This is a genomic window from Klenkia sp. AC732 (assembly GCF_979256525.1).
In genome coordinates this window covers 1-18,995 of sequence record NZ_CEEDOS010000026.1, presented here as the reverse complement: position 1 = coordinate 18,995, position 18,995 = coordinate 1, and the positions used below count along the sequence as shown (strand labels likewise).

Annotated in this window: 14 protein-coding genes; 11 read left to right on the top strand and 3 right to left on the bottom strand. The window is 73.9% G+C overall.

Translation table 11 applies throughout. The annotated features are described in order from the left end of the window. Positions 1-156: 156 nt before the first annotated feature. From hflX to AC0IVP_RS13615, 3 genes are all read left to right on the top strand, one after another. Positions 157-1,653, top strand: a complete 1,497-nt coding sequence (gene hflX, locus AC0IVP_RS13625) for a GTPase HflX (protein WP_471757189.1) — start codon at positions 157-159, stop codon at positions 1,651-1,653. A gap of 90 nt (positions 1,654-1,743) precedes the next feature. Beyond that, positions 1,744-2,457, top strand: coding sequence for a phosphatase PAP2 family protein (locus tag AC0IVP_RS13620; protein ID WP_235564578.1), 714 nt, complete (start codon positions 1,744-1,746; stop codon positions 2,455-2,457). Between the two features lie 28 nt (positions 2,458-2,485). After that, complete coding sequence (locus AC0IVP_RS13615; RefSeq protein WP_471757187.1) at positions 2,486-3,541, top strand: hypothetical protein; 1,056 nt, start codon at positions 2,486-2,488, stop codon at positions 3,539-3,541. 70 nt (positions 3,542-3,611) lie between these two features. On the opposite strand, the gene lexA is transcribed toward AC0IVP_RS13615, so the two are convergent. Further along, the gene (lexA, locus tag AC0IVP_RS13610; protein WP_082556655.1) at positions 3,612-4,442 is read right to left on the bottom strand and encodes a transcriptional repressor LexA; all 831 of its coding nucleotides are present in this window, start codon (positions 4,440-4,442) and stop codon (positions 3,612-3,614) included. A gap of 280 nt (positions 4,443-4,722) precedes the next feature. Here lexA and AC0IVP_RS13605 point away from each other — a divergent pair, with 280 nt between their 5' ends. From AC0IVP_RS13605 to AC0IVP_RS13595, 3 genes are all read left to right on the top strand, one after another. Next, complete coding sequence (locus AC0IVP_RS13605; protein WP_082556662.1) at positions 4,723-5,274, top strand: LysM peptidoglycan-binding domain-containing protein; 552 nt, start codon at positions 4,723-4,725, stop codon at positions 5,272-5,274. A gap of 914 nt (positions 5,275-6,188) precedes the next feature. Next, positions 6,189-6,809, top strand: coding sequence for a transcriptional regulator NrdR (gene nrdR, locus AC0IVP_RS13600; RefSeq protein WP_471757185.1), 621 nt, complete (start codon positions 6,189-6,191; stop codon positions 6,807-6,809). Positions 6,810-6,987: 178 nt separating this feature from the next. Then, positions 6,988-9,855, top strand: coding sequence for a vitamin B12-dependent ribonucleotide reductase (locus AC0IVP_RS13595; protein ID WP_471757183.1), 2,868 nt, complete (start codon positions 6,988-6,990; stop codon positions 9,853-9,855). 172 nt (positions 9,856-10,027) lie between these two features. Here AC0IVP_RS13595 and AC0IVP_RS13590 read toward each other — a convergent pair whose 3' ends face one another. Further along, on the bottom strand, positions 10,028-10,792 hold the full coding sequence (locus AC0IVP_RS13590) for an AraC family transcriptional regulator (RefSeq protein ID WP_082556658.1): 765 nt from the start codon (positions 10,790-10,792) through the stop codon (positions 10,028-10,030). A gap of 112 nt (positions 10,793-10,904) precedes the next feature. On the opposite strand from AC0IVP_RS13590, the gene AC0IVP_RS13585 reads away from it, so the two are divergent. Both AC0IVP_RS13585 and AC0IVP_RS13580 read left to right on the top strand, forming a co-directional pair. Further along, the gene (locus AC0IVP_RS13585; protein WP_471757181.1) at positions 10,905-11,909 is read left to right on the top strand and encodes an ABC transporter substrate-binding protein; all 1,005 of its coding nucleotides are present in this window, start codon (positions 10,905-10,907) and stop codon (positions 11,907-11,909) included. A gap of 5 nt (positions 11,910-11,914) precedes the next feature. Continuing rightward, complete coding sequence (locus AC0IVP_RS13580; protein ID WP_471757179.1) at positions 11,915-13,666, top strand: siderophore-interacting protein; 1,752 nt, start codon at positions 11,915-11,917, stop codon at positions 13,664-13,666. 48 nt (positions 13,667-13,714) lie between these two features. Here the strand turns inward: AC0IVP_RS13580 and AC0IVP_RS13575 are convergent, their stop codons facing one another. Next, positions 13,715-14,851, bottom strand: coding sequence for a glutathione-independent formaldehyde dehydrogenase (locus AC0IVP_RS13575; RefSeq protein ID WP_471757177.1), 1,137 nt, complete (start codon positions 14,849-14,851; stop codon positions 13,715-13,717). A 196-nt stretch (positions 14,852-15,047) separates the two neighbouring features. Here AC0IVP_RS13575 and AC0IVP_RS13570 point away from each other — a divergent pair, with 196 nt between their 5' ends. The 3 genes from AC0IVP_RS13570 (at position 15,048) to AC0IVP_RS13560 (ending at position 18,533) form a co-directional block, all read left to right on the top strand. Further along, on the top strand, positions 15,048-16,271 hold the full coding sequence (locus AC0IVP_RS13570; RefSeq protein ID WP_471757175.1) for a saccharopine dehydrogenase family protein: 1,224 nt from the start codon (positions 15,048-15,050) through the stop codon (positions 16,269-16,271). A 95-nt stretch (positions 16,272-16,366) separates the two neighbouring features. Continuing rightward, on the top strand, positions 16,367-17,743 hold the full coding sequence (locus tag AC0IVP_RS13565) for an NAD(P)/FAD-dependent oxidoreductase (RefSeq protein WP_471757173.1): 1,377 nt from the start codon (positions 16,367-16,369) through the stop codon (positions 17,741-17,743). Between the two features lie 64 nt (positions 17,744-17,807). Next, entirely contained in the window at positions 17,808-18,533 is a 726-nt protein-coding gene (locus tag AC0IVP_RS13560; protein ID WP_471757171.1) for a hypothetical protein, read from the top strand. The last annotated feature ends 462 nt before the right edge of the window (positions 18,534-18,995 follow it).

Below are 18,995 nucleotides of genomic sequence, written 5' to 3'. Positions count from 1 at the left end.
GCCGGTCCGGCCACGGTCAACGGGGTCCCCTGGGCTCCGGGCACCCGCTGTACGGGCGCGAGATGCACCCCGTGGGATGACCTGGGAGCTCCCCGGCGTTGTCACCAGCAGGAAGTCAGGTGCCCCGGAGGCCGGGGCGTGACACGCTGGGAGACGATGACGACAGCACAGAACCGGGCCATCCTCGAGGACGCCGCCGCACGCGCCGACAAGGCAGCCGTGACGGCGCTCCCGACCCAGACCCGGCCCGCCCCGCGCGGGCAGTGGGACACCCCCGACGAGACGACCGGCTCCTACGCGCTCGAGGAGCGCGGGGCCCTGCGTCGCGTCGCCGGGCTGTCCACCGAGCTCGCCGACGTCACCGAGGTCGAGTACCGCCAGCTGCGCCTGGAGCGCGTCGTGCTGGTCGGGGTCTGGACCGAGGGGACGGCCGCCGACGCCGACCGGTCGCTCGCCGAGCTGGCCGCCCTGGCCCAGACGGCGGGCTCCGAGGTGCTCGAGGCGGTCAGCCAGCGCCGGGACAAGCCCGACGCCGGCACCTACGTGGGCTCGGGCAAGGCCGCGGAGATCCGCGAGATCGTGGCCGCGACCGGCGCCGACACGGTGATCTGCGACGGCGAGCTGACCCCCGGTCAGCTCAACCAGCTGGAGAAGATCCTCAAGGTCAAGGTGGTCGACCGGACCGCGCTGATCCTGGACATCTTCGCCCAGCACGCCTCCAGCCGGGAGGGCAAGGCCCAGGTCGAGCTCGCCCAGATGCAGTACATGCTGCCGCGGCTGCGCGGGTGGGGTGAGTCGTTGTCCCGGCAGGCCGGTGGTCGTGTCGCCGGCGGTGGCGGCATCGGCACCCGTGGTCCCGGTGAGACCAAGATCGAGACCGACCGGCGGCGGATCCGGGCCCGGGTGAGCAAGCTGCGCCGGGAGATCGCCGGCATGGCGACCGCCCGGACCACGCAGCGCAACAGCCGGGACCGCAACCAGACCCCCTCGGTCGCGATCGCCGGGTACACCAACGCCGGGAAGTCGAGCCTGCTCAACCAGCTCACCGACGCCGGTGTCCTGGTCCAGGACGCGCTCTTCGCCACCCTGGACCCGACGGTCCGCCGGGCCGAGACGCCCGACGGCCGGGACTACACGCTCACCGACACCGTGGGCTTCGTGCGGCACCTGCCGCACCAGTTGATCGACGCCTTCCGCTCGACGCTGGAGGAGGTGGCCGCCGCCGACCTGCTGGTGCACGTCGTCGACGGCTCCGACCCCGACCCGCTGGGCCAGATCGACGCGGTGCACGTGGTGCTCTCCGAGATCGACGCGGCCTCGGTGCCCGAGCTCATCGTGGTGAACAAGATCGACGCGATGGACGAGGACGACGTCCTCACCCTGCGTCAGGCGCTGCCCGGTGCGCACTGGGTCTCGGCCCGCACGGGGGAGGGGATGGCGGCCCTGCGCGACGTCATCGCCGCCCGGCTCCCGCACCCCGACGTGGACGTCGACGTGCTCGTGCCCTTCGACCGGGGTGACCTGGTCGCCCGGGTCCACCGCGACGGCGAGGTCCTCAGCGAGGACTTCTCCTCCGAGGGCACCCGGTTGCACGCCCGTGTCGACGGCGCCCTCGCCGCCGCCCTGGGCGAGTTCGTGGCCCCGGTCGCCTGACGGCGACCGGCTGACCCCGGCACCTCCCCGCCGTCGCCCGGCGGCGGGGAGGTCACGGGATGGTCACGGAACTGCCGGTACGGTGGCGAGGTGACGACCGCCCCTGCCGCTGCCCCGTCCCGGGGACCGGCGGTCATCGGCGTGGGCCGGCCGGCCTGGTGGTCGGTGGGGCTGGCGGTCGTGGTCACCGTGCTCGTGACGGTCGACCTGCTCGCGCGGGGCACGCTGGAGCGGATGGACCTGCAGGTCTCGGAGGTCGTCAGCTCCTGGGGGCTGCGTGACTCGGTCCTCTACTGGCCGGTGTGGGTCCTCACCCAGGCCGGCGGGCGGGTCACCATCCTGCTCGTCCTCGCCGTGCTGGTGGGGTGGACCTGCATCCGGCAGCGGACGATCGTCCCGCTGCTCCGGGTGCTGGTCGCGCTGGCCCTGCTGACCGCGGTGGTCTACGCCTTCAAGTTCGGCACCGGCCGCACCGCCCCGGCCTACCCGGGGTCCTTCTTCCACCGCGACGGCGCCTCGTACCCCTCGGGGCACGTCGCCAACGCCGTCCTGATGTGGGGCGTGGCCCGGTGGCAGGCGGTCGAGTCCGGTCTCCCCGCAGCGGTCCAGCGTGGCCTCTGGGTGCTCAGCGTCTTCGGTCCCGTTGTGACGGGTGTGGCCATGGTGGCCCTTGACTTCCACTGGGTCACCGATGCCGTGGTCGGGGCGGCTGTGGGCCTCGTCCTGCTGGGCGTGGTGCACGCACTCGACGCAATCGTCCTGTCACGCTTCGTACGTGCCCGAGCCGGTCGACCGACTGTCTGAGGCCCCCGTCCGCCGGTCGAGGGCCCTGGTGGCGACCCTCGCGGCCGCCGGCCTCCTGCTCGGCCCCTTCCTCCCCGGGTCCTTCCTCTCCCCGGGGCTGGCCCAGGCGCCCGGCGAGGTCGTCACCGCCGCCGCCGAGGAGACCGTCGCGCCCTACGGCGAGCCGACGACACCGTGTTCGGTGACCGATGCGCGCCTGCCGGAGATCTCCGGGCTGGCCACCTCCGGTGACACGACGCTGGCGATGAACGACGGCGGGGACGCCGTCACCGTGTACGTGCTGGACGCCGCCTGCGCGGTCGTCGCCGAGCGCACGGCCGCCGTGGACCCCTACGACCCCGAGGACATGGCGCTCGCCGCCGACGGGACCGTCTGGATCGCCGACACCGGCGACAACCGGGCCACCCGGGAGACCGTCGCGCTGATCGCGCTGCGCCCCGACGGTGCCGCGGAGGTCTTCAGGCTCTCCTACCCCGACGGCGCGCACGACTCCGAGGCGCTGCTCCTCGCCCCCGACGGCACCCCCTACCTGGTGACCAAGGAGGTGCTGGGCAGCAGTGGCGTCTACCGCCCCGCCACGGCCCTCGACGCCGGCACTACCGTCGCGCTGGAGCGGGTCGGGGACCTGACGCTGGAGCTGACCGGCACGTCGGGCGGCCCGGTGGGCCGCGCCGGGCAGCTGATGGTGACCGGCGGCGCGGTCAGTGCCGACGGCGCCGCTGTGGCGGTGCGCACCTACACCGACGCGCTGGTCTGGCCCCTGGCCGGTTCCGACGTCGCAGGCGCCCTGGCGACGCCGCCGGCCCGGGTCGCGCTGCCGGACTCCCCGCAGGGCGAAGCCGTCACGTTCGCGGCCGACGGGCGCAGTCTCGTGGTCTCCGGCGAGGGGCTCCCGGCCGCGGTGACCGTCGTCCCGGCTGTGGGCGCGCTCGCTCCGGCTGCAGCCACCGGCCCGGCAGCCGTCTCCGCGCAGACCCTGACCGAGGACGGCAGCACCGGCCTGTCGCCCTGGACGGCCGGGCTCATCGCAGCGGTCGCCGCGGCGGTGCTGGTCTGGACGACGGGCAAGCTCCGCCGCCGTTGACCTCCTGGGCCACGGGGCGGACGCCGGTCGAGGCGCCCGACCCGAGGCCGGTGGGGGTGCTCCAGCTGCCTCAGACGCGACGCAGGACGGTCACCACACGGCCCAGGACCGTGGCGTCGTCCCCCGGGATGGGCTCGAAGGCCGGGTTGTGCGGCATCAGCCACACGTGGCCGTCGCGCCGCTTGTAGGTCTTGACGGTCGCCTCACCGTCGATCATCGCAGCGACGATCTCGCCGTTCTCGGCCGTGGCCTGCTGGCGGACGACGACCCAGTCGCCGTCGCAGATGGCGGCCTCGATCATCGACTCGCCGGTGACCTTGAGCATGAAGAGCGTGCCCTCGCCGACGAGCTCCTTGGGGAGCGGGAAGACGTCCTCCACGGCCTGCTCGGCCAGCACCGGGCCACCGGCGGCGATCCGGCCGACGAGGGGGACGTAGGTCGGCACCGGGGCGCTGGGGTCGTCGACGCCGCTGCCGGCGCCCGCCCCGGCGAGCGCGGCGGGGGAGGAGTCGGCGTCGGGGTGGTCCCCGGGCAGCCGGACGTCCAGGGCGCGCGGCCGGTTGGGGTCCCGGCGCAGCCAGCCCTTCTTCTGCAGGACCGAGAGCTGGTGGGCCACCGAGGACGCCGAGGACAGGCCCACGGCCTCCCCGATCTCGCGCACGGAGGGCGGGTAGCCGCGACGCTCGATCGAGTCGCGGATGACCTCCAGGACGCGGCGCTGACGCTGGGTCAGGCCGTCGCCGGCCTCGCTGCGGTCGGGGAACTCCCGCACCGACGCGCCGGTCGCCTCCTCGGCGGCCCCGGTGGTGGCCGGCGTGCGGGCCGCCTTGGCCCGCCGCGTCGCCGTCGACCGCTTGGTCGTCGCCGTGCCGCCGTCGCCCGGTGTGCCCTCGACCGCCACGTGTCCTCCTCGCCGGCTGCGTCCCCGCAGCTCTCTGGCCGACGGCCGGACACCCGTCCTCCGGGCGCTCCCGTGAGGGTCCGCCCGGCGCGACGGTGGCCGTCGTGATCGACACGGACAGTAACCCCCTCGGCGCCGTCGTTCAAACAGGTGTTCGAAGGACACGCCGTGTCCGCTCGATTTTGTCGGACCCCTCGGGTAGACATCGCACAGACGTTCGAATCGAACACCCGTTCGATCACCTCCCCCCGACGTCGGCGACCCACCAGGAGCGATGACGATGGCCACCACGCAGCGCAGCACTCCCTCTCCCCGCGGCAACCACCCGGCCGGCCGCGCCCTGCTCGCCGCGGGGGACCGCCCGGGCGGGGTGCGCGCGGTCGGGTCGGCCCGGGCGGCCGGGGAGTCGCCGGTCGAGCTCCCGGAGCAGGCGGCCCCGGGTGGGGCTCCCGGGACCGGTGAGCGGCTCGCCGAGGTCCTGCCCTTCCCGGTCCGCAGGTCGGACCGCGGGTCCCGGTCGTCGGTCGAGCACGAACCGGTCGCACCCCTGCGACTGACCCGCCGTGGTCGCCGGGTCGTCGCCGGCCTGGTCCTCGTGGGCGGTCTCGGACTGGCGGCCCTGCTGGGTCCGGCCGTCGTCGGACCGCAGGGCCCCGGGCTGGCGCTGGCGGGGGAGAGCAGCGTCGTGGTGCAGCCGGGGGACACCCTGTGGTCGATCGCCAGCGCGATCGCCCCGGACGAGGACCCGCGCGGCGTCGTCGACGCGCTGTGGGCGGCCAACGACCTCGAGGGTGCGGGCCTCGTGCCCGGGCAGGTGCTGCTCGTCCCCTGAGTCCGGCCGGCACCCGCGCGCCGCCCGGTCGGCGCTCCGATCGGGGTTGGAGGAGACGCTGTCACGAGGGCGTGGCCGCGCTGCTCACGAGCCGGGTCCCGGGCCAGGTGAGGCCCCCGGTCACCACCACGTCCTGTCGCCCGCCCTCCCGTGCTCCCGGCTGCCCCACGCTCGCGGCCTGCGCCTCCCTCTGGGAGCACACCTCCACGCGTCCCCGCCACTGGTGCTCGTCCGTCCCGTCGCCGTCCTCGGCCCGGCTCGGGTCCCCGCAGGAGGGCGCTCGGATGGCTGCGATCCAGGCCCCGCTGCTCCGTCCCGCCTCGTTCCGACCCGCCGCGCACCGGCCGCCTCGCTCAGGCCCGCCTCTTTCCGTCACGCCTCGCCCCGCCCCGGCGTGCGCTGTGGCCCGTCGGCCCGGCCCGGCCCTTCCTCCGGGCGTCGGTCTCCTGGTGGTCACACGTGCCGTCCGCCGTGGGCCTCGGGGTCGGTCCCCGGGGCACACCGGCTCGCCTGATGACCGCCCCGGCGCGCGACGCGCCGACGTCCGCCACGGTTCTCGCCAGCCGCGGCGGGGGCTGCTGTCAGGTGCTGTGCGAGCTGCGGTGCAGGTGGGGTCGGGGTGCCTGGCGGGGCGGGTCGACCACAACAGGTAGTGGTGGAAGACGACACGCGCACCAGGGGTTGCACACCAGTAGGGGTGCGGGGCTACTCTCACCACAACATCTAGTAGTTACACAGATGTCGTTCCATCCACAGGGTTGTCCCCAGGAAGCCCCCGGGTTGTCCACCGGATGTCCCCGGGATCGTCCACAGACGCCCCGCGGAGTCGCCCGGGCACGGTGCCACGGCACCTGCCGGAGGACCTGCCCGACACGCCCCCACCGACCCGCCCGGACCCGAGAGGAGACACCGCGATGCGCTGCCCGTTCTGCCACAACCCGGACAGCCGGGTCGTCGACTCCCGGGAGACCGACGAGGGTGCGACGACCCGTCGCCGGCGGTCCTGCCCCGGCTGCGGTCGGCGGTTCACCACCGTCGAGGAGGCCGTCCTCGCCGTCGTCAAGCGCTCGGGGGTGACCGAGCCCTTCAACCGGTCCAAGGTCATCGCGGGTGTGCGACGGGCCTGCCAGGGCCGCCCGGTCGACGAGGACCAGCTCGCCGTGCTGGCCGCCCAGGTCGAGGACGCGGTGCGCTGCACCGGGTCGGCCGAGGTGCCCAGCAACGAGGTGGGCCTGGCGATCCTGCGGCCCCTGCGGGACCTCGACGAGGTCGCCTACCTGCGCTTCGCGAGCGTCTACCGCTCCTTCACCTCCGCGGCGGACTTCGAGAAGGAGATCACCGAGATGCGGCGGGCGCACGCGCTCGCCGCCACCGGGAGCTTCGTGCCCGGCACGGGCCGGCCACGGGCCGTCCCGGACCCCGTCGTGGCAGACCCGGCCGTCGGCACGGACGACCCGGCCGGGACCACCACGCCGTCCGACCGCCCGTCGCCGGAGGCCGCCGCCCCGCCCGGCGCCGGAGGCCCCGGCTCCTGACCGCGCCGGACGTGGACCTCTTCCCCGCCACGTCCGCCCCGGCACCGTCGCCGGGCCAGCACCTGCACGCACGAGACCAGCACCGCAGCGCGCCAGCTCCACCGAAATGTCAGCAGCACCCGCTAGAACACCAGCCCGGGGCCCCGCCCCGGTGCGCCACACGACCCCAGGGGGAGTCTTGACCGAGACCACCGACCGCATCTCGTCCGGCCGCAAGCGTGCGAGCAAGGCGTCCGACCGCAAGGGCCTGAAGATCGCCCGGGTCTTCACCACCGAGGGCGTCCACCCCTACGACGAGGTGACCTGGGAGCGTCGTGACGTCGTCATGACCAACTGGCGCGACGGCTCGATCAACTTCGAGCAGCGCGGCGTCGAGTTCCCGGCCGAGTGGTCGATCAACGCCACCAACATCGTGACCACGAAGTACTTCCGTGGCGCCGTCGGGACCCCGCAGCGGGAGACCAGCCTGCGTCAGCTCATCGACCGGGTCGTGCTCACCTACACCGAGGCCGGCCGCGAGCACGGGTACTTCACGACCGAGTCCGACGCCGAGCTCTTCGAGCACGAGCTGACCTGGATGCTGCTGCACCAGGTGTTCAGCTTCAACTCACCCGTCTGGTTCAACGTGGGCACCTCGAGCCCCCAGCAGGTCAGCGCCTGCTTCATCCTCGCCGTCGACGACACGATGGACTCGATCCTCAACTGGTACCGCGAGGAGGGCCTGATCTTCAAGGGCGGCTCCGGTGCCGGCCTGAACCTCTCCCGCATCCGCTCCTCCCAGGAGCTGCTGTCCTCCGGTGGCACGGCCTCGGGCCCGGTGTCCTTCATGCGTGGGGCCGACGCCTCCGCCGGGACCATCAAGTCCGGTGGCGCCACCCGCCGCGCGGCGAAGATGGTCGTGCTGGACATCGACCACCCCGACATCGAGGAGTTCGTCGAGACCAAGGCGCGCGAGGAGGACAAGATCCGCGCGCTGCGCGACGCCGGCTACGACATGGACCTGGGCGGCCGGGACATCACCAGCGTCCAGTACCAGAACGCCAACAACTCGGTCCGGGTGAACGAGGAGTTCATGCGCGCCGTCGAGGACGGCACCCCGTTCGGGCTGCGCTCGCGCACCGACGGCTCGGTCCTGGAGACCGTCGACGCCAAGGAGCTCTTCCGCAAGGTCACCACCGCCGCGTGGGAGTGCGCCGACCCGGGCATCCAGTACGACGACACGATCAACGACTGGCACACCAACCCCGAGACCGGGCGGATCAACGCGTCCAACCCCTGCTCGGAGTACATGAGCCTGGACAACAGCTCGTGCAACCTGGCCTCGCTGAACCTCATGAAGTTCCTGCGGGCCGACGGCACGTTCGACTCCGAGCGGTTCACCCGTTCCGTCGAGCTGATCATCACCGCGATGGACATCTCGATCTGCTTCGCCGACTTCCCGACGGCGCCGATCGGCGACACCACCCGGGCCTACCGCCAGCTGGGCATCGGCTACGCCAACCTCGGCGCGCTGCTGATGGCCACCGGCCACGCCTACGACTCCCGCGGTGGCCAGACCCTGGCCGCGGCGATCACCTCGCTGATGACCGGCACCGCCTACCGCCGCTCGGCCGAGCTGGCCGGTGTCGTCGGTGCCTACGAGGGCTACGCCCGCAACGCCTCGGCGCACGCCCGGGTCATGCGCAAGCACTCGGCCGCCAACGACGCGATCCGCCCCGTCGGCGCCGACGACGCCGACGTGCTCAAGGCCGCCACCGCCCAGTGGCAGGACTGCCTGGCGATCGGTGCCGAGAACGGCTGGCGCAACGCACAGGCCTCCGTGCTGGCCCCCACCGGCACCATCGGTTTCATGATGGACTGCGACACGACCGGCATCGAGCCGGACTTCTCGCTGGTCAAGTTCAAGAAGCTGGTCGGCGGCGGCTCCATGCAGATCGTCAACCAGACGGTCCCGCGGGCGCTGAAGAGCCTGGGCTACCAGGACGAGCAGGTCGAGGCGATCGTCGAGTACATCGCCGAGCACGGCCACGTCGTCGACGCCCCCACGCTGCGCCCCGAGCACTACGAGGTCTTCGACTGCGCGATGGGCGAGCGGTCCATCTCCCCGATGGGCCACGTCCGGATGATGGCCGCGGTCCAGCCCTTCATCTCCGGTGCCATCTCCAAGACGGTCAACATGCCCGAGTCGGCGACCATCGAGGACGTCGAGAACATCTACTTCCAGGGCTGGAAGCTCGGCATCAAGGCCCTCGCGATCTACCGCGACAACTGCAAGGTCGGCCAGCCGCTGTCCGGGGGCAAGGGCAAGAACGACGGCACCAAGGCCGAGGTCGCCGAGGTGGCCGCCCCGGTCGCCGCGACCATGGCCCACCCGGTGCGCAAGCGCCTGCCCAAGAAGCGGACCAGCGTCACGACCTCGTTCTCCGTCGCCGGGGCCGAGGGCTACATGACCGCCGGCATGTACGAGGACGGCAGCCTGGGCGAGGTCTTCCTCAAGCTGGGCAAGCAGGGCTCGACCCTGGCCGGCGTCATGGACGCCTTCTCGATCGGCATCTCGCTGGCGCTGCAGCACGGTGTGCCCCTGGAGACCTACATCTCCAAGTTCACCAACATGCGCTTCGAGCCCGCCGGCATGACCGACGACCCGGACATCCGGATCGCCCAGTCGGTGATGGACTACATCTTCCGTCGCCTGGCGCTGGACCACCTGTCCGTCGAGAAGCGCGCCAACCTGGGCATCTTCACCGCCGAGGAGCGCGCCGCGCAGGTGTCGGGCTACGGCTCGGCCTCCACCACCTCGGTGGAGGAGGAGGTCGACCTGGAGGCGCTGCGCGGCTCCGCGCCGACCGAGGTCGCCAAGGTCGAGGCGCCCGCCGCCAAGGCCCCCACCTCGATCAAGGAGGCCCACTCCTCGGCCGAGCTGCTCGAGCTGGTCACCGGGACTGCCACCGACGCGCCGCTGTGCATGACCTGCGGCACGAAGATGCGCCCGGCCGGCAGCTGCTACGTCTGCGAGGGCTGCGGATCCACCAGCGGCTGCAGCTGACCTCCTGATCGACCGGCGCCCCCGGTCCCGCGACTGCGGGACCGGGGGCGCTGTCGTGCGCGGGTCAGGATGACGAGGCCGTGCGATCGGCGGGGTCCGTCGGGCCGAGGTCGTCGAGGGATCCGGTGACCTCCGCGGTCTGCTGCTGCCGTGCGCCGCGTGGTGGGACCGGTCAGGTCCCGGTGACGGCCGGTGCCACGACGTACGCCAGCACCTCACCCGCCGGCAGCCCGCACTCGCGGGCAAGCGCCTTCACCAGGCCCTCCCGGGTGGTGAACCCGGAGGCGTCCAGCGCCGCGGGCACCCCGCGGCCGGCGCGCAGCCGCGCGATGGCGGCGTTGAGCCGGGCCCGGGTCCGCCAGGTCGCGAACGACAGCCCGGTCTGGTCCAGGAAGAGCCGCTGCACCTGCCGGGCGGACAGGAACTCGCGGTCGGCGAGCTGGGCCAGCGTGCCGCGCGACCGGACCACGTCCGCCGCGATCGCCCGGGCCGCGGGGTGGGTGGGCAGCCGGAGCGAGAACTGCTCGCCGGTCGCGGCCACCAACGCGATCTCCAGGGCCCGGCGGAACACCTGCACCTCGTCGCCGTCCCGGGGTGCGACGCTCAGCAGGGTCACCAGCACCCGGCGGACCCCCGGGTCCGCCACGCGCCGCGGAGCGCCGGACGGCGGGTCCAGACCAGGGGACAGCAGAGGCCCGAGCACGACCCCACCGGCTTCCAGGGTGAGCGCGTGCTCGACCCCGGCAGGTACCCAGACCCCCTGACCCTCGGCCAGCTCCACCCGCTCTCCGGCGATGTCGAGCGTCGCGCGGCCCAGCACCAGGTGCACCAGCTGAGAGCGGTCGTGCCGGTGGGGGGGATGGCCGTCGAACCGGACGACGTCGTCGGTGCCGGGCCCGTCGGCGGCGCGGCGGCGGCCCACCTCGGTCAACAGCACAGGCCCTCCGGTGACGTGTCGTCCTGGTCGACGGACACGTCACCCCCGTCGACTTAGGGCAGCCTAACGTCAGGTCGTCCGCCCCCTGGGGCCCGCCCAACCAGAAGGTCACATGCCTGCCACTCCGCGCCCCCGCCCCACCCTGACCCTCACCGCCCTGGGTGCCGCCGCCCTGCTGCTGGCCGGCTGCTCGTCCTCCGACTCCGCCGACGCGGACACCGCCCCGAGCGCGGCCGCCGACGAGACGCGCGTGGTCACCACCGACCAGGGCGAGGTCACCGTCCCGGCCGATCCGCAGCGGATCGTCGTGCTGAACTCCGCGCTGGCCGGCTACCTCTACGCCCTCGATGTCCCGGTGCACGGCGCGATCCCGCTCAACACCCAGACCGACGAGTTCCCCGAGGCCTGGGCCGAGGAGGCCGCCGAGGACGGCACCGTGATGATCCCGTGGACCGACGCCGGCTTCGACATCGAGGCCCTCGCCGCCGAGGCGCCCGACCTGATCATCGGGGGCGGCCAGGGCTTCCCGGCCGTGCAGGCCGAGCAGGTGTACGGCCAGCTCAGCCAGGTCGCGCCCACCGTCCTGGTCAGTGCCGACCTCACCACCTGGCAGGGCCAGCTGGACCACCTGGCCACCGACGTCCTGGGCGTCCCCGACGCCGAGCAGGAGCTGCTGGACGCCTACGACGAGAAGGTCGCCGAGGTCCGCGACGCCATCGACCTGCCGGCCACCCCGGTCGGCTACCTGCTGATGCTCGCCGACGGCACCCCGTACTCGATCCCCGAGGACGCCCAGCTGCCGCAGACCCTGGCCGAGGTGGGCCTCGAGCCCGCGCCGGTCATCGCCGACAACCCCGACTTCCAGACCTACGGCTCGGGGGACTCCTTCGAGTTGTCCCGCGAGCAGGTCGGCGTCGTCGTCACCGCTCCGACGGTCTTCGTGCTCGGCTTCCAGGCCGACACCGTCACCGCGGAGTCCCTGGCCGCCGACCCGGTCTTCGCCGCGCTGCCGGCCTTCCAGGAGGGCTCGGTGTACGACCTGCCCGCGACGGCGAACCGGGCCGACTGGTACGCCACGATGGACCTGCTCGACGTCGTGCAGGCCCAGTTCGGCTGACCGGCATGGCCCACCACGCGTTGCGCACCCACCCGTTGGTGCTCCGGCGTGTCCACGTCGTGCGCGCCGTCGACGTCACCCCGCGGATGCGGCGGGTGACCGTCGCGGGCCAGCAGCTGGGGCCCTTCGTGCACGAGGGGCTCGAGCTGCCCGGCTTCGTCACCGAGTCCTTCGACGACCACGTGAAGCTGGTCTTCGCCGCCGACGGCGACATCGCCGCCGTCCTGCCGGTGCAGCGGGCCCGCAGCATCGACTGGCCGACCGCCGAGCACCGGCAGGCCCGGGACTACACGCCCCGCCGCTTCGACCGGCTCACCCAGGAGCTCGACCTGGACTTCGTGCTGCACGGCGACGGGCCGGCCCAGGCCTGGGCGCGGACCGCGAGCCGTGGCGACCCGTTGTGGTTCGCCGAGCCGAAGTCCTCCCTCGTCATGCCCGACGGCGTCGACTGGGTGCTGCTGGCCGGGGACGAGACGGCGCTGCCCGCGATCGGCCGGTACCTGGACGAGCGCCCGCTCGACGTCCCGGTGCAGGTGGTCGTCGAGGTCGGGGACCCGGCGGCCCGTCAGCCGCTCGCCGTCCGGGACGGGGACACGCTGACCTGGCTGACCACCCCGGACCGGGCGCCCTCCCGGCTCGCCGACGCGGTCCGCGACGTGACGTGGTGGCCGGGCGTCCCGTACGTGTGGGCGGCAGGGGAGAGCCGGTCGCTGCTGCCGCTGCGCCGGTGGCTGCGCGTGGAGCGGCACGTTCCCCGGGACCACCTCGACGTCACCGGGTACTGGCACGCCCAGGTGGAGGCGACCCCCGACGCAACCGCGGTCGACGTCGAGACGCTGCTGAGCCCACTGCCGTGGGCCACCACCCGGATCGCCGTCCGGACCGGGCTGCTCGACACGCTCACCGACACCCCCGTACCGGTCGCCGAGTTGGCCTCCCGGCTCGGGCTGGACGCCCCGGCGCTCGGGGTGGTGGCCGCGCAGCTCGCCGTCGACGGGGTGGTCGTCGCCGGCCCGAGCGGGCTGTCGTTGGGACCGGTGGGCGCGCAGCTGCTCGACGACGACCACCTCCGCCAGGAGCTGTTCGGGTCCGGCTGGGACGCCCGGGTGCTGGCCGCCGTCCTCCGGCTGTCCGACGGGGTCCCGGCGGGGACGTCGGCGTGGGCACAGGTGCACGGAGCCGCAGCCGCTGAGCAGCTGGACGCCGACGCCGGGCTGTACGCCGACCGCGCTGCCGCGGCGGGCGGGTTCGCCTTCGTCGCTGGTGGCGTGCCCGACCTGCCGGCCTGGACGTCGGCCTCGACCGTCGTCGTCGGCGGCCCGGGTGCCGCAGTGCTGCTACGCGCAGCTGCCGACCGCGAGGCTCTGCCGGAGGCGGCGCTGACCGGCTCGGCGACGGCGGTGCGGGTGCTGACCTGCGAGGTCGCCGACCTCCCGGTGTCGGACACCGCGCCCGACCGGTCGGACCTCGCAGTCAGTGCCCTGGACACCGCGCACCGCACCGACGACGAGGTGCTCGAGCTGCTCCGCGTGCTCGCCTGCCGCTCCGACCGGGCCCTCGTGGTGGACGTGCTCACCTTGACCGGCCCGGGGGGTCCAGAGGCCGCGGCTGAGCACGCCGTCGCCATGCTGGCGGTGACCGGCCGCCCACCGCGGACGGTCGCCGGACTGGAGGAGCTGGCCCGCCGGACGGGATGGGAGCCGGTCGGCGTCACCGCACTGGGCTGGGACCACCAGGTGCTCGACCTGCGCCGGTGAGGTGCCCGGGTGGGGAGTCCACCCGGGCACCGCTGCGGGCAGGCCCGGTCAGGGCTTGAGCAGCACCTTGGTCCAGCCCTCGTCCCGGGCGTCGAAGTGCTGGTACCCCTCGACGGCCTGGTCCAGCGGGAGCTCGTGGCTGACGATCGCCCCGGGGTTGGCCTTCCCGGCGATGATCAGGTCGCGCAGCTGCCGGTTGTACCGCTTCACCGGGGCCTGCCCGGTGCCCATCGACTGGCCCTTGGTGAAGAAGGTGCCGTACTGCCAGGGGATGCGGCCCTCCTTGGCCAGGTCGCTGCTGGCGCCGGGGTCGGAGGGCATGTAGACCCCGACGACGCCGATGCCGCCGGTGGCCCGGACGACCTGGGTGAGGTTGTCCAGCACCAGCTCGGGGTGCTCCTCCCCGGTGCCGTCGTGCGCCTGGTAGCCCACGGCCTCGACGCCGCGGTCCACCCCGCGCCCGCCGGTGGCCTCCAGCAGCTGCTGCACCGGGTCACCGGCGGAGAAGTCGACCGCCGTCGCGCCGAAGCCCTCCGCCAGCCGCAGCCGGTCGGGCTCCTTGTCGACCAGGAACACCTCCGAGGCTCCTCGGATGACGGCGCTGTGTGCGGCCATCAGCCCGACCGGCCCACCGCCGAAGACGGCCACCCGGTCCCCGACCTGGAAGCCGGACAGCTCGACGCCGTGCCAGCCGGTGGGGAACACGTCGGACAGCATCGTGAAGTCGTTCTCGTGCTCGGTGCCCGGCGGCAGGGTGAGCAGGTTGACGTCGGCCCAGGGCACGCGCAGGAACTCGGCCTGCCCGCCGTCGTAGGGCCCCATGTTGGCGTAGCCGTACGCGGCGCCGTCCATGCCCTCGGTGGGGTTCGCACGCAGGCAGAACGACGTCCACCCGGTCTGGCAGTTGCGACAGGTGCCGCAGGCGATGTTGAACGGCACCGACACCCGGTCGCCGACCCGGATGCGGTCGACGCCGTCGCCGACGGCCTCGACGACGCCGGTGTTCTCGTGCCCCAGGACCTTGCCCTCCTCGACGGAGGTGCGGCCCTCGTACATGTGCAGGTCCGAGCCGCAGATGTTCGTGGTCGTGAGCCGCACGACCGCATCGGTGGGGGACTGGACCGTGGGGTCCGGTCGTTCCTCGACGGCGACGGTGTGCGGTCCGCGGTAGACGACGGCCTTCATCAGGGGCCTCCTCGTGTGCTGGACGCGGCTCGACACGGTCGGGAGCTGCCCGGGGCTGGGGCCGTCGACCGGCGCCGCGCGTCCGATCGACCCCTACCCGGTCGCCCGCCACCCACGCGGAGGGTGGGCGTCGGGGACCACGGGTAGGGGACGGTGCCGACGGGTGCCGGTCCGCGCGCCGGGCGAGGATGGGGCGATGACCCGCGCACACGACGTCGTCCTCTACGGCGCGAGCAGCTTCGTCGGCCGGCTCGTCGCCGCCCACCTCGCCGAGCACGCCCCCGCCGGCACCCGGATCGCCCTGGCCGGTCGCAACCGGGCCCGCGTCGAGGCCGTCCGGGCGCAGCTGCCGCCGGGCGGCCGCGGCTGGCCGGTGCTCACCGCGGACTCCGACGACCCCGCCTCGCTGGCCGACCTGGCCGGCAGCACGGCGGTGCTGGTCACCACGGTCGGGCCCTACGCCAAGTACGGCCTGCCGGTGGTGGAGGCCTGTGCCCGCGCCGGCACGCACTACGCCGACCTCACCGGCGAGGTGCTCTTCGTCCGCGACGCCATCGCCGCCACCGACGCCGTCGCCCGGGAGACCGGCGCCCGCATCGTGCACGCCTGCGGCTACGACTCGATCCCCTCCGACCTCGCCGTCGCCGAGCTCGCCGCCCGGGCCGCGGCCGACGGCACCGGTGGCCTCACCGACGTGCAGACCGTGGCGACGGCGAAGGGCGGTTTCTCCGGCGGCACCGTCGACTCGCTGCGCACCCAGGTCGCGGCGATCGCGGCGGACCCGTCGCTGCGGCGCGTCGTCGGGGACCCCTTCGCGCTCAGCCCCGACCGGGACGCCGAGCCCGCCACCCGTCAGCCGCGAGACGGCGCCAAGCCCTCCCGCGCGGCCGACGGCCGGTGGTCGGCGGCGTTCGTGATGGCACCGTTCAACACCCGCGTCGTCCGACGCAGCAACGCGCTGCAGGACTGGTCCTACGGCCGCGGCCTCTCCTACGGCGAGGTCATGGCCACCGGCCGCGGCGTCCCAGGAGCGGTCGCCGCGGGCGTGGTCACCGGTGGGCTGCTGGCCGCGGTGTCGGCGATGGCCTTCGGCCCGACGGCGTCCCTGCTGGACCGGGTGCTGCCCGCCCCGGGCTCCGGCCCGAGCGAGGAGACCCGGCGCAACGGGTTCTTCCGGATGGTCACCACCGGCGCCACCGAGTCCGGACGCCGCTACCGGTCGGTCGCCTCCGGCCCGGGGGACCCCGGCTACGCGGCCACCGCGGTGATGCTCGGCCAGACCGCCCTGGCGCTCGCCCTGGACGCCGACCGGTTGCCCGAGCGCGCCGGGTCCCTCACCCCGGCCACCGCGCTGGGTCCCGTCCTGGTCGAGCGACTGCGCGCCGCCGGGCACACCTACGAGGTCACCGAGGTGGGGTGACCCAGCAGACGGGTTGACCCGAGACGGGGCGGGGCAGGAGGAGGGTGTCGCAGTGCCGCGGCGCCCCACCCGCACCCGCTGTCGAGGAGCACGTCATGAGCCAGTCCCGCCCGGTGGTCGTCGTCGTCGGCGGGGGGTTCGCGGGCTTCCACGCCCTCCGGAAGGTGGAGAAGACGCTCCCGCCCGACGCCGCGGAGCTCGTCCTGGTCAACCCCAGCGACTACCTGCTCTACAGCCCGCTGCTGCCCGACGTCAGCGCCGGCGTCGTCGAGCCCCGGCACATCGCGGTCTCGCTGCGCCAGCAGCTGCGCCGCACCCGGGTCGTGCTGGGCAGCGTCACCGACATCGACGCGCAGGCCAAGACCGTCACCGTGCGCACCACCGACGACGGCGGGGCCACCGACGGCACCCTCACCCAGCCCTACGACCGGCTGGTCCTGGTGCCCGGGTCGGTCACCCGCCAGTTCGACATCCCCGGGGTGGCCGAGCTCGCCCACGGGGTGAAGACCCTCGTCGAGGCCCAGTTCCTCCGCGACCACCTGCTCCGCCAGCTCGACCGGGCCGACGCGCTCCCGGAGGGCCCCGAGCACGACGCCGAACGCCGCGAGCGGCTCACCGTCGTGGCCGTGGGCGCCGGGTACACCGGCACCGAGATCGTCGCCCAGCTGCAGTACTGGCTGGGCACCATCGCCTCCCGCTGGGCCCGGGTCCGCCCGCAGGACATCCAGTGGGTGCTCATCGACCTGGCCGAGTCGGTGCTGCCCGAGCTCGGCCCGGACCTGGGCAAGGTAGCGATGGACGCGCTGCACCGCCGTGGCATCGACGTCCGGCTCGGTGTCACCGTCAAGGAGGCCCGCGAGGGCGAGACCCTGCTGACCGACGGGTCCACGATCCCCAGCCGCACACTGATCTGGGGTGCCGGCGTCGCCGCGAGCCCGCTGGTCGGGGCGCTGGACCTGCCGCTGCAGAAGGGCCGGCTCGTCGTCGACGCCGACCTCGCCGTCCCCGGAGCCGACGGCGTCTTCGCCGGTGGGGACGCCGCCGCCGTCCCCGACCTGGCCAGCCCGGACTGGTCGCCGGCCGGCACCGGCCAGCCGCAGCCGGTCACCCCGCCCACCGCGCAGCACGCCCAGCGTCAGGGCACCGCCCTGGGCCGCAACGTCGCGGCCAGCCTCGGCTTCGGCCGGGCCAAGCCCTACAAGCACCGCGACCTGGGTCTGGTCGCCGACCTGGGCGGTCGGGACGCCGTCGCCAAGCCGCTGGGGATCAAGCTGCACGGGCCGCTCGCCAAGCTGGTCGCCCGCGGATACCACCTGTACGCGCTGCCCTCGATGAACAACCGGGTCCGCGTCGGCACCGACTGGCTGCTGGCAGCCCTGCTGCCGGCCCAGTCGGTCGAGGTGTCCCGGATCCGTCCGGACCAGGCGCTGGTCAGCACCGCTCAGCAGTCCCAGCCGCACCTGACGCGCTGACCTGCTTCCCCGCCGTCCCCCGACGTGGCACCCTCCAGGCTCGGAACGGGTCACGGGGGGTCACGTGCGGGGTGCGGCGCTGCGGTCCCTGGGTGCGCTGGGACTGGTCGGGGTCCTGACGTCGGGCTGCGGCTTCGCCTCGGCGCTGGCCGACCCGCAGGCGGCCGCGGCGTCCCGCGCCGCCGAGGCGTCGGCGGCCACGCCCACCCCGACGTCGCCGGCGGAGCCCGTGGCGCCCCTCGGCCCGGTGACGCTGGCCGGGGTGGACATCGCCACCGCGGACGGCCGGCAGTCCGACCACCTGTCCGTCGTCCGGCGACCCACCCAGACCGGGCTGGTCCCTCCTCTGGAGGGGTTCACCGAGGACTGCGACCTGGACTCCACGACGCTCCAGTACGTCGCCGTCACCATCGACTTCGACCGGGACGAGCTGGCCGGGCACCTGACCGTCGAGCCGACGGCGGAGACCCCCACCGACATCGGGCCGATCGGTGTCTTCTTCGACGGCGCCGCGGAGCCCTACTGCCAGGACGACCCGCCGCTCCAGCTCACCGACACCTTCTGGTGGCACGGCTCCTCCGGCGGGGAGGTGGTCGCCTACCTGGTGCTGCAGGACGCCGTCGACGCCACGCACCCGGAGGGGCGGCCCGAGGCGTTCTCCACCCTCGACGTCCGCATCGACCAGCTCCGGGTGCACAGCCGGGACGACGAGCCCTTCCGGCTCTCCCCGCCTCAGCAGGGCCAGCTCTGCGCCGACGACCCCGACGCGCTGTGCCTCTCCCTGCCTTGAGCGTTGCCCGCCTGACTGACCGCGAGCTGGCTGGTGGTCGCCGGGCGCCGCTGGGTGTGACATCGGGCTGGGTCGTGGCTGTCGGGTGCTGCCCGATGTGACATCGAGCTGGGTCGTGCCAGCTCGTCACCGCTCGACGTGACATCGGACGAGGTCCCGGCTGTCGGGCATCGCCGGGTGAGCGGTGGGTTGGGGCGCGGCTGCCGGGTACCGCCCGATGTGACATCGAGCTGGGAAGTGGCTGTCGGGCACCGCCCGATGTGACATCGAGCCGGGTCTCGACTGCTGGACGCCGCCCGATGTGACATCGAGCTGTTCTGCGTCGGGCACACCGGTGGCCCGGTCGTCCCTGGGTGGGACGGCCGGGCCACGGGTGCCCTGTGGGGGTCTTACTGGTGGGTCACCCGGCGGCGGGTGCCGAGGGTGAGGGCGGCGCCGAGCAGGAGGGCGAGCAGGCCGGCG